The sequence below is a fragment of the Mucilaginibacter sp. P4_E8 genome, assembly GCF_056401495.1.
Genome location: NZ_JBFUJG010000139.1, coordinates 1 through 12015 on the forward strand (window position 1 = coordinate 1; position 12015 = coordinate 12015).

At 41.0% G+C, this 12015-nt stretch carries 7 protein-coding genes; 6 read left to right on the forward strand and 1 reads right to left on the reverse strand.

Annotated features, from left to right (window positions below; all coding sequences use genetic code 11):
* The first annotated feature begins 24 nt into the window (after positions 1–24).
* From AC1DRQ_RS25955 to AC1DRQ_RS25970, 4 genes are all read left to right on the forward strand, one after another.
* Positions 25–459: an RrF2 family transcriptional regulator gene (locus tag AC1DRQ_RS25955; RefSeq protein WP_429392293.1), complete on the forward strand. Its 435-nt coding sequence runs from the start codon at positions 25–27 to the stop codon at positions 457–459.
* A gap of 233 nt (positions 460–692) precedes the next feature.
* Complete coding sequence (locus AC1DRQ_RS25960) at positions 693–2780, forward strand: nitrite reductase (protein ID WP_477428199.1); 2088 nt, start codon at positions 693–695, stop codon at positions 2778–2780.
* 69 nt (positions 2781–2849) lie between these two features.
* Positions 2850–4358 carry a TSUP family transporter gene (locus AC1DRQ_RS25965; protein ID WP_429392288.1) on the forward strand — a complete coding sequence of 503 codons (1509 nt, stop codon included), beginning with the start codon at positions 2850–2852 and terminating at the stop codon, positions 4356–4358.
* Between the two features lies 1 nt (position 4359).
* Complete coding sequence (locus AC1DRQ_RS25970; protein WP_477428201.1) at positions 4360–5070, forward strand: phosphoadenylyl-sulfate reductase; 711 nt, start codon at positions 4360–4362, stop codon at positions 5068–5070.
* Positions 5071–5479: 409 nt separating this feature from the next.
* Here the strand turns inward: AC1DRQ_RS25970 and AC1DRQ_RS25975 are convergent, their stop codons facing one another.
* On the reverse strand, positions 5480–8431 hold the full coding sequence (locus AC1DRQ_RS25975) for a TonB-dependent receptor (RefSeq protein ID WP_477428203.1): 2952 nt from the start codon (positions 8429–8431) through the stop codon (positions 5480–5482).
* Between the two features lie 538 nt (positions 8432–8969).
* On the opposite strand from AC1DRQ_RS25975, the gene proB reads away from it, so the two are divergent.
* The gene (proB, locus tag AC1DRQ_RS25980) at positions 8970–10049 is read left to right on the forward strand and encodes a glutamate 5-kinase (RefSeq protein WP_477428205.1); all 1080 of its coding nucleotides are present in this window, start codon (positions 8970–8972) and stop codon (positions 10047–10049) included.
* A gap of 6 nt (positions 10050–10055) precedes the next feature.
* Positions 10056–11303 (forward strand): glutamate-5-semialdehyde dehydrogenase, encoded by a 1248-nt coding sequence (locus AC1DRQ_RS25985; protein WP_477428207.1) that lies wholly within the window; start codon positions 10056–10058, stop codon positions 11301–11303.
* Positions 11304–12015 lie beyond the last annotated feature (712 nt).

Sequence of the window (12015 nt, forward strand, 5' to 3'; positions counted from 1 at the left end):
CCTTTGTTAGTTTTATTTTAGAAAATGCTATCCAAAAAAACTAAGTACGCTATTAAGGCATTGGTGATCCTGGGCAAAAACATGGATCAACCGCCAATGCAAATTTCAAGAATCGCCGAGGCCGAACGTATCCCCAAAAAGTTCCTGGAGCAAATATTGTTAGACCTGCGCAATGCGGGCTTTTTGTATAGCAAAAAAGGAGCCGGCGGCGGTTACAGTCTTAACCGCGACCCAAAGGAAATATTTTTGGTGAGTATTATGCGCATAACCGATGGCCCTATTGCCATGGTGCCTTGTGCCAGCTTAAACTTTTACCATAAATGCGATGAATGTCACCAGGAAACCACCTGCGGTATAAGGGATGTATTTGTTGATGTAAGGGACGCTACATTAAAAATACTAAGCGAAACCAGCATAGCTGATATCATCGCCAGAGAACAATCACTCATCCACCCGTAATCTCATAAAACTGTAAAAAGCTAACTTTTTTTAATTTAATTCTACCATTTCCCTATACTATGTATATATTTGGTAAATGATTACCACTCATAGCAAAAACATTTTATACAAAAACCCCATGTATTACTGTTTAAAACACAATAAGGCAAGGCTATAATTTTTGTATTAACCATATACGCCTCTTTAGCCTAAAGCAAAAGAGGCTTTTTTTATAATTGATTAAACTATAACATATGCAAAGCTTCAGAACGGAACTGGAGAACCCGATAGTTGAGAAAGATATCATTGATCTTGAAAAAAAGATCATGGCTTTTCGCGAAGGCAAGATACATGACGAAAAATTCAGGAGCCTGCGTTTAGCAAGGGGAATTTACGGACAAAGACAGCCTGGCGTACAAATGGTGCGTATTAAATTGCCTTTTGGTAAGGTTACATTTAAACAATTGTTGCGCATAGCCGATATTTCTGACGAATATGGAAGCCGTAACCTGCACCTTACTACCCGCCAGGATATCCAGATACATTATGTAAGTCTTGACCGCACGCCCGAACTTTGGGCCAAATTGGAGCAGGATGATATTACCCTGCGCGAGGCCTGCGGAAACACGGTAAGGAACGTTACCGCCTCCCCTGCCGCGGGTATTGATCCGCAGGAACCATTTGATGTATCGCCTTATGCGCATGCCACTTTTGAATACTTTTTGCGTAACCCGGTATGTCAGGAAATGGGGCGTAAATTCAAGATCTCTTTTTCATCAAGCGATGCTGATACCGCCTTTTCTTATGTGCACGATATTGGTGCTATCCCTAAAATAAACCCTAATGGCGAACGTGGCTTTAAGGTGCTATTGGGTGGTGGTTTAGGTGCCCAGCCGATACTGGCCAGTATAGTTGAAGAATTTTTACCTGAGGATAAGCTGATCCCCTATATTGAAGCTATCATCAGGGTGTTTGACCGTTATGGCGAACGCAACAACCGTAACAAGGCCCGCTTGAAATACCTGATCCAAAAAATTGGATTGGAAGAAGTTTTGCGCCTGGCCGAAATTGAAAGAACAGCCCTTAAGGTAAAAAGCTATCCAATTAACCGCGATACCATTGCCCTGCCCGCTATTCCTGAACAAACTTCTTTTGCCGAAGTAAGCATCAGCAACCCATTCAGGTATGAACAATGGCTGGCTACCAACATATTTGAGCAAAAGCAAAAAGGATATTTTGGCGTATATATTAAAGTTCCGGTTGGTGATATTTCATCAGATACCGCTCGCGAGCTGGTAAAAGTTTTACAGCCTTTAGTGGCCGATGAGATCCGCATTACCCAAAACCAGGGCTTATTGTTAAAGTTTGTCCGTAAAGAAGCGTTACCTGCTTTATATGAGGGTTTGGCTAAGTTGGAACTGGCCGCTCCGGGTTTTGACAGCGTTGCCGATGTTACCACCTGCCCCGGTACTGATACCTGTAATCTGGGTATATCAAACAGTATGACCATGGCGCGTGTACTTGAGGACTTGATTTACAACGAATACGAGGATTTTATTTATAACCGCGATATTAAGATAAAAATAAGTGGCTGTATGAACTCATGCGGACAACATGGTTTGGCGCATATTGGTTTTCATGGCAGCTCGCTTAAGGCTGGCACAAGAGTGTTGCCTTCTGTACAGGTAATGTTAGGTGGTGGTACTGTTGGCGATGGCGTTGGCCGTGCTGCTGATAGAGTAATAAAAGTACCGTCAAAAAGGGCTACAGATGTTTTAAGGGCATTACTTGATGATTATAAAGAGCTTTCTACAGAAAATGAAACTTACCACGCCTATTATGACAGACAGGGTAAAGATTATTTTTACAGGCTATTAAAACCCCTTGCCGATTTAACAACACTTACCGATGACGAATTTGTTGACTGGGGTCACCAGGAAACCTATGTAAGTGCTATCGGGGTTGGTGAGTGTGCCGGTGTGATCATTGACCTGGTGGCTACTTTATTATATGAGTCTGAAGAAAAACTCGGTTGGGCAAATCAATCGTTCCAGGCAGGTGCCTGGTCTGACGCCATTTACCATTCCTATAATGTACTTTTAAGCTCGGCCAAGGCATTACTGTTAGATAAAAGTGTTAGCACCAGCACCCAGGCAGCGGTTATCCGTGAGTTTGATGCCAATTATGTAGAGAAGGGCGAATTTGATATCCAGGGCAGCTTCAACGATCTGGTATTGCAGATCAATCAGCATGAACCATCGGCAGAATTTGCTGCAGCATATTTAGCACAGGCTACTGAATTTTTAGATAAGAGTAAAGCAAAGAGAGAGGCGCTGGTATAATAATGAGCCATTTAACTAACGATAAAGCAGTTAAGGAATTGCTCCGATTTCAGCTTAGTAAAGAATTTTATGACATTATTGCCAAAGGATAGTAGCTTAACAAAAGCGCAGAATAATGAAACCGGCGGCAATCAATTGTTTCCTGTTTTTTTAAAGCTGAATGATTTGCATACCGTGCTGGTAGGTGGCGGCAATGTTGGTTTAGAAAAACTGACAGCCATCCTCAATAACAGCAATCTTGCAAAGGTAACTGTTATATCCCGCGATTTTTTACCGGAGATTCATACGCTGGCATCTCAGCATGAAGGGGTAACTATAGTTCAAAAATCATTTACTGATGATGACCTGAACAATGCCGAAGTGGTAATAGCTGCTACTAATGACAGCGATCTGAATAATTATATCCGCCAGTCGGCACATGACCGCAAGCTGCTCATCAATGTGGCTGATAAGCCTGAGCTTTGCGATTTTTACCTGGCTTCGATAGTGAAAAAAGGCGACCTGAAGCTGGCTATTTCAACAAACGGAAAATCGCCAACGATAGCCAAACGTTTAAAAGAAGTTTTAAACGAAAGCCTGCCCGATGAACTGGATGACACCCTGCAGCAAATGAGTGAGCTCAGGAATACGCTAACCGGTGATTTTGCCTACAAGGTTAAAAAATTGAATGGCATAACTTCGGTATTGGTTGAACCCAAACCACGTATAAATAAGAATTTTATATGGTTGATATGGTCTACGATCATTATTGCCATTGCTGTAGTAGTAACCGCCTTATATATCAGGGAGCCTGGTTTTAAAACCTTCTTGGAGGGTGTTAGCCCACAGTTCTATTATTTTTTAGGGGCAGGTTTTTTATTCGCTATGATAGATGGTGCTATTGGCATGTCATACGGGGTTACCTCTACCACCTTTTCCCTGTCCATGGGTATCCCGCCGGCATCCGCCAGTATGGGCGTTCACCTTTCTGAGATATTGAGTTGCGGCATTGCGGGATGGATGCATTACCGCATGGGCAATATTAACTGGAAGCTGTTTAAATTATTAGTAATACCTGGTATTATTGGTGCGGTTACAGGTGCTTACCTGTTATCGTCATTGGAGCATTATAGTCAGTATACCAAGCCTGTTGTATCACTATATACTTTAATATTGGGCTGTGTAATATTATCAAAAGCATTCAATGCTAAGCGCAAAAAATCGGTTGATAAGGTAAAACGCATTTCGCTGCTTGGCTTAGGTGGTGGTTTTATTGATGCTGTTGGCGGCGGCGGCTGGGGATCTATCGTGTTATCTACCCTGATAGCAGGTGGCCGTAGTCCGCGTTTTTCTTTAGGCACGGTAAAGCTGTCAAGGTTTTTCATTGCCATGATGGGTTCTTTAACCTTTATCTCCATGGTAAGCAGCGACCACTGGCAGGCAGTTTCAGGYCTTATTTTAGGCAGCGCGTTGGCAGCGCCAATAGCGGCCCGTATCTCAAATAAAATATCAACAAAAACAATAATGGTTTCGGTAGCGGTGATCGTAATATTGGTAAGCCTGAAATCAATAGTCACCTTTGTAACAAAGGTTTTATAACATGAGCGAAGTAGTTAAACATATAAAAGATATAACTGCCGGCTTAGAACCTGTTGAGGCACTGAGCAAGCTGGCAGAGCTATTTCCTGGCGAAATTGTATTTTCGACCAGCTTTGGCTGGGAAGACCAGGTAATTAGCCACATGATATTTGCTAATAAAATACCTATAAAAGTTTTCACCCTTGAAACGGGCAGGCTTTTCCGTGAAACCTATTCGGTATGGGCCAGTACTATGGACAGGTATAAACAACCTATACATGCATATTTCCCCAACCAGGACCTGGTAGCCGAAATGGTAAACAAAAAAGGTCCTAATAGTTTTTACGAATCGGTTGAGAACCGTAAGGAATGTTGTGGTATCCGTAAAATTGAGCCGCTAAAAAGGGCGCTCAAAGGCAATAAGCTATGGATCACCGGTATCCGGGCTGATCAATCGGCAAATCGCCATGATATGGAAAATGTAGAATGGGACGAACAAAACCAACTGGTTAAGTTCCATCCTATTTATAACTGGACGTTAGACGAGGTTAAAGCCTACATCAAGCAATATAATATCCCTTACAACTCACTGCATGATAAGGGCTTCCCGAGCATTGGCTGTGCGCCTTGTACCCGGGCTGTGGCCGAAGGTGAAGATTTCCGTGCCGGCCGCTGGTGGTGGGAAGATCAATCAAAAAAAGAATGCGGATTGCACGAGGTAAAACAGCATTAAAAGAGTTTATCATTTAATTTTAAAAGCTAATGGATTGATCCGTTAGCTTTTTTGTTTTTGTGGCTTACTGACGCCCATCGCCTTACTTGCGCTCGCTTGCATCCCTTCTCCGCGCGTCATTGCGAGGCACGAAGCAATCTCTACACAAGCAGATCAATTATGCAGGTTATACTTTTCTGTTTCCTCTGTACAGCATAGAGATTGCTTCGTTCCTCGCAATGACGTGTTCGGTTTTTTGATTGGGTATGTGGTATGTGGGTTATTTATCTCAAGGGATTACCTCTTTCCAATCACGCAATCATGAAAATCCCGAAATCCTATAAACCAAGATTCAAACACAACAAAAAAGCGGATGATAATCAGTCATCCGCCTTAAAAAACTATATAAAACGTATTAAAAAAAGCGCTTTTATTGTTGCTTGCTTAACAAGCCATCTAATGTAACCGATACATAGTATAAGCCGCCAATAGTTGGACCACCGGCATATTGAATATATCTTTTGTTGAATATATTGCTTGCACCCAGTTTAAATGTGGCATAATATTGCGGTACCCTGTAAGTAACCTGAGCATCCAATGTACCTATGGCAGGCACAGTACCGGTTACCAGCGGGCTTTCCCACAAGAAAGATTCCTGCCATTTGTATACTACGTTGAAGCCGAAATTTTTAACCACCTCACGGTTTCCGAATGATACGTTGCCTGACCACTCTGGTGTATTAAAGCCAGTCACAAAAATATCAGAGGTTGATTGTGCTTTTAGTTTGTTAAAGCTTACGTTACCAGATACGGTATATCTTTTATAAAAATTATAGGTAACACCTGCTGATGAGCCATAGTTGTTATAAATATTCTTGGCGTTGGTATATACACGGTATCTGCTTTGACCCTGACTCGCAGCGTTAGTGGCGCTTCCGGTAGTTGGATCACGGTTAATGTCGAGCATAGACAGTACAGCAGCATCAGATCCAACTGTGGCGCCGTTAGGTACAAACACCTGCACCTGGCCCAAAAAGCCGTCGTAGCGGTTGGTATAGGCATCTATATCAACAAATACCTTGTTATCAAGTATGATACCCTTATAACCCACCTCGTATGAGGTGATCTGCTCTGGTCTTGCAGGTGGCAGGTCGGCCACTTTTAGCAGGTTCCTGTTGGCAAGGGCGGTAGCATCGGTACCACTTGCACTGCCCGGAGCAGCGTTTACAGCCGCGTTAAAGGCAACTACTGATGATTGTGTATAGCTGTTACCTAAATAACCCAGACCATCGTTAATAAAAGGTAAACTACCCACACGTTTTACACGACCATTGTTCACATATGATAAAGCTTCAAACAATGATGGGAAACGGTAACCGTTTTGGAAAGTGAACCTAAAATTATGATTCTCATTAATAGAGTAAACAGCGGCTAAACGCGGCGTGAACTTAGGATCGAAATAAGGGTTATAATCCCATCTTATGGAACCAAACAATTTCAACTTGTTATCAAAAAATGTTTTGGTAACCTGGGTAAAGGCGCCATATTTTTTATAAATAACATTACTGCCAAAACTGCCATTGGCTAAGGGGGTATTCCTATCGGCAATTGGGCGACTAAAATCAACAAAGTTATTACCATCGGGGGTGATCGAGTACACGCGTACATCACCACCTACTAACAGGTCAACAACTTTTACCTTATTTGTAAGATCCCATTGAGCCTCTGCATTATACATGTGGCTTTTTTGCACCAGGGCAGCACCACCTGTAACCGGCGCGTTAGGGATCAGGCTCGACTTGATATCCCAGTTATTAATACCTATTATGGTTTTCCTCAGAGAGTTAAACTCAGGCGTACCGGGTTCTACCCTGCCTGCATCAGCGGCTTTACGGGCGGCCTGCTCTGCGGCTGCAAGGTTTGCCGATGTTAAAACACCRCCATTATATGCTTTAAGAGCATTTCCGTATAATGTACCCCATGCAGAGTTACTGGCGTGATTAAGGTCAAGGTTATCAGCTAAGGGCTTCACGTTAAATGAATTTCCGGTATTCTCAATCGATTCATACGCACGAACCAAAAAGTCCTTTCCTTTTAACTCTACTTTGTGATTTTGTACGGTAGCGCCATCAAGTGAAATTTTGTTACCGCGCTGAAAAACACCATCCATCCTGCCATAGCGGTAGGTATATGACAATATGGTATTAGGGGTAATTTTATAGGATAAAGTACCATCTAACTTTAAGTTGGTTACTTTAGGGTTAACCAGGTCAATCTCATTATAACCAGTCCGGGCCACGGTAAGGTTTGGCCTGGCCACACCATCAACGGTAATACCTTTTACAACTACGGTATTACTTCCGGCAAGGGCATCATCACCATATTTGTTCCAGCCATCATAAGCGGCATTACTTATTCCGGTTAGCTCCGGATAAGCCGGGTTCGCAGTTTTAAGGTTACCAGGATTTTGATCTTTTTGAGTGTTTGACTGCCAATCGGTACCCTGCAAATAGCTAAAGTTAACTTTAAAGGCAAATTTGTCATTAAAAGCTTTGGCAAACCTCAAGGCATCTTCAGTAAGAGAACTTGCACCTAAGGCATCGTTCCCTACATGGTTTACCGCCTGACGATGGTAAAAGCTTAACCCCTGGTATTTAAAGGGATCTTTGGTGAATAAATTTGATAAACCATTTATAGCATTTGTACCATATAGAGCGGCAGCGGCACCAGGGGTAATTTCAATGCTGGCAATATCAAGCTCAGTTGGCCCAATGGCATTACCAAGTGGTACGCCTAACGTAGCCGACTGCATATCCACACCATCAACCAATTGCATGAACCTGAAGTTGTTGGGGCTATTAAAGCCGCGGGTGTTAGGTACTTTAAGCGTAATGCTGGTAGTGGTCATCTGTACGCCTTTTACGTTTTCGAGGGCGTCATAAAAACTTGGGCCAGGCGATTGCTTAAGTGCATTAATGCTCAGTTTTTCGATAGCGACAGGCGACCGTAAAAGCTTTTCTTCCTTACGGGATGCGGTAACAACCACCTCATTGATTAATAATGACTGGGTGGTAAGCTGTATATTTAAAGCACTGTTGGCGTTTCTGATAAAAAACTCCTGTGGCTGGAAACCTACAGCGGTAAAAACCAACGTATAAGGTAATTTGGCACTGGTTGTTAAAGAGAATTTACCGGTACTATCAGTCGCGGCTCTATTGGTGGTGCCTTTTATGGTAACAGTGGTGCCAACTAATGGCTGTCCATGCTCATCATTCACTTTTCCGCTTAAAATGTACGAACCATTAAGCTGCGCATAACTTAGGGTTGGTATAAGGGCAAGAAAAAGTACAAGGACTTTTAATGAATTTGTAAAAATTTTCATGAAGTAAGTAAGGTGGTGGTGGTTCTTAAATTATGTTGATTAAAATGTTTTTGATAGATGTAGGGACAAAAAACATCAACAACAACATGCAGCAGATAGCTGCATTAGTATATAAGGGGTAACAATTGAGTATTTATGATACATAGTCTATGGAATTAGTCGACAAAAATATAAAAAAAATCATTTATATCAATTTTTTTATTCTTTTTTAAATTATGTGGATTGTTTTATGTGCACCGGATATGGAAAAATACCCCTCTTTATATGCTATTTCTCCCATTCGTCCATCAAAATACATCTGATAAAATAACATTAATTTATCCTCATTTCATGTTAAAAATCATTAATTTAATGCATTTTACAATCAAAATTGATCAACAATCTCAATATTTACACCAAATAACACATCAAAACCTTATAAATATCATGCAAATTAAATTTTATAATTAAAAACTCTAAATTATACCTATTTTATTCAAAATACTCGTCATTTTTATATGCAAAATGTTTAATATTGCTACTTTTAAGCTTAACTACAATGTCCTTTAATTATCAGCGCATCATCATTAAAATTGGGTCAAACGTTTTTACCCAGGAAAACGGCCTCCCCGATCTGCAACGGATTGAGCATTTAGTTGAGCAAATAGCCGCGATAAAAAAACAAGGTAAGGAGGTGATCCTTGTTTCATCAGGGGCAGTAGCTTCGGGCAGAAGCCTGATAACCATTTCAGAAAAATATGATGCCATTGCCGCAAGACAATTGCTGGCCTCCATTGGTCAGGTTAAGCTGATCAATACCTACTCTAATCTTTTTGAACGTTTTAATATCCTTTGTTCGCAGGTGCTGGTTACCAAAGAGGATTTCAGGGACAGGATGCATTACCTGAACATGAAAAACTGTTTAGAGCTATTGCTGCAACACCAGGTGATTCCCGTTGTTAATGAAAATGACGTGGTATCGGTAACAGAACTGATGTTTACGGATAATGATGAACTGGCGGGTCTTATAGCCTCTATGCTGAACGCACAGGCACTTATTGTTTTAACCAATGTTGATGGCATTTATAATGGCGACCCCAAAGCCCCTGGTTCAGTAGTAATTGAAGAGGTTAGCGGATCAGTAGTCGATTTTGCAACATTCGTTTCGTCGGGCCGCTCGCAGTTTGGCCGTGGCGGCATGATCACTAAATCAACCATGTCGCAAAAAACCGCCCAGTTAGGCATTGCCGTACATATTGCCAATGGAACAAGGGATAATATTTTAACTGATGTACTGGAGAATAAAGTTATCCATACCCGTTTTGTTCCAAATAAAACAGCCTCGGGCAAAAAGAAATGGATAGCTCACTCTGAAAAATCGGCCACAGGCACCGTAAAAGTTAATGATGGCGCTAAAGCCGCMCTTATATCAAGCAAAGCCACCAGTTTATTGCCTGTAGGTATTATTAAGGTAATAACCGACTTTAAGAAAGGTGACATTATTAAATTGGTTGATGAAAAAGATAAACTGGTGGGTTTAGGTATTGCCGAGTATGGGGCTGATAAGGCAAAGGAAAGAATAGGGCAAAAAAATCAAAAGCCCTTAGTGCATTATGATTATCTTTATTTACAGGGTTAACATTATATGAATTACGATATCTATTTCCAAAACGCGCTTGTAGCCGGCAGAAAACCAACCCTCGCTCCTGCTTTAATAAATCAGGTATTACAGGATGTGGCTGCCGAAGCTATAACCCAAACTGATCACCTATTGGCCGAGAACCAAAAGGACCTTGACCGTATGGACCCGGCCGATCCCAAATATGACAGGCTAAAACYCACCGCGGCAAGAATCGAAGCTATTGCCGGCGACATGGTAAATATTGCACATTTGGATAGCCCTTTGGGTAAGCAACTTTCAGAAACCAATATGCCAAATGGCCTGTCCATTACAAAAGTCCGGGTTCCGTTGGGTGTTGTCGGCGTTATTTATGAAGCGCGGCCCAATGTTACTTTTGATGTGTTTGCCCTTTGTTTTAAAACCGGCAACATTAGCATTTTAAAGGGCGGTAGCGATGCCGACTTCTCAAACAGGGCCATCATATCGGTTATCCATAAAGTATTGCTTAAACACGGGCTGGATGTCAATATAGCAACCCTCCTGCCCGCCGACCGTGAAGCCACCGCCGCATTATTAAACGCCATTGGATATGTAGATGTATTAATTCCCCGCGGAAGCCAATCGTTGATAAACTTTGTACGGGATAATAGCAAAGTGCCGGTTATTGAAACCGGTGCAGGCATAGTACATACTTACTTTGATGAATCGGGCGACCTGGAAAAGGGTGCAGAAATTATTGCTAATGCCAAAACACGTCGGGTTAGCGTATGTAATGCGCTTGATTGTTTAATTATTCACTCCAGCCGTATTAATGACCTGCCCCGACTTACCCATATTTTAAAGAAAAAACAGGTAGAATTATTTGCTGACGAAACAGCTTATATAGCCCTGAAAAGCAACTACCCTGCAGATCTGCTGCATAAAGCCCAGCCAGAACATTTTGGTACAGAATTTCTGTCGATGAAAATGGCGGTTAAAACGGTCGATAATTTTAAACAGGCGCTTGAACATATAGCTGTAAATGGCTCAAAGCATAGTGAGGCTATTATTTCTGAAGATGCCGGTAACATAGCTACGTTTTTAAATGATGTGGATGCAGCTGCGGTTTATGCCAATGTATCAACTGCATTTACAGATGGCGCCCAATTTGGCTTAGGTGCCGAGATAGGTATCAGTACCCAAAAACTACATGCCCGAGGCCCCATGGGCCTTGATGAACTAACCAGCTATAAATGGATAGTTAAAGGCAATGGGCAAACGAGGACTTCTTAATATTAAATTTACATTTTATTGCAAAAAAAAGGTGCTTAAAAAGCACCTTAAATTTTCTCTCACTGTTCGGCTTGGCTCTTACTTAATCAAGTAGTTGGCTACGGCAACAAAGCAAATAATCACTAAAATTACTCCTTGCAGTTTTTGCTCTAATGTTAACTGGCTTATCATTTTAAATTAATTAGGGTATAACAAATTTAAATTGTAAACCTGATGTTGCAATAGTGTTAAGCACTTTTGCATTTTTTTTAACAAAAAACTTACATGTTTTTTACAATGGTCAATTGCACATTTATTCTTTAAAATAATCGCAAAAAAAAGCTTTTAATATTGAAATCCGTGTGGGAGTTACACCTAATAAAAAGCTCAAATTTCAATGCTTTTATAGTATTTAAATGCATTTTTTTATCCTTTTTTCCAAATTCTATTTTTTTTACCTCAAAACCTGAAGGAATGTTTTTTGCTTATTTGAAGTACCTTGTTCTTATATCGCATGAAAAAATTCACGTTCAAGCAATAACGGTTTAAACCAATAAACCTTAGCGGTTTAATTCTGAATTATATTTGATTGATTCTGAATTATATTTGAAATAAAGAACTAAAACTTTATATAACAATCATAAAACATTGATTATTAATACTAATTAATCTATAGTTAACGCAACAATTTATCAAAACACATTCATTTTACGCTCGCCTGACCCAATAAGAC

Bases quoted from the DNA above. Each gene is read 5' to 3' on its own strand.
- AC1DRQ_RS25955 (WP_429392293.1), top strand. From the start codon at position 25: ATGCTATCCAAAAAAACTAAGTACGCTATTAAGGCATTGGTGATCCTG.
- AC1DRQ_RS25960 (WP_477428199.1), top strand. From the start codon at position 693: ATGCAAAGCTTCAGAACGGAACTGGAGAACCCGATAGTTGAGAAAGAT.
- AC1DRQ_RS25970 (WP_477428201.1), top strand. From the start codon at position 4,360: ATGAGCGAAGTAGTTAAACATATAAAAGATATAACTGCCGGCTTAGAA.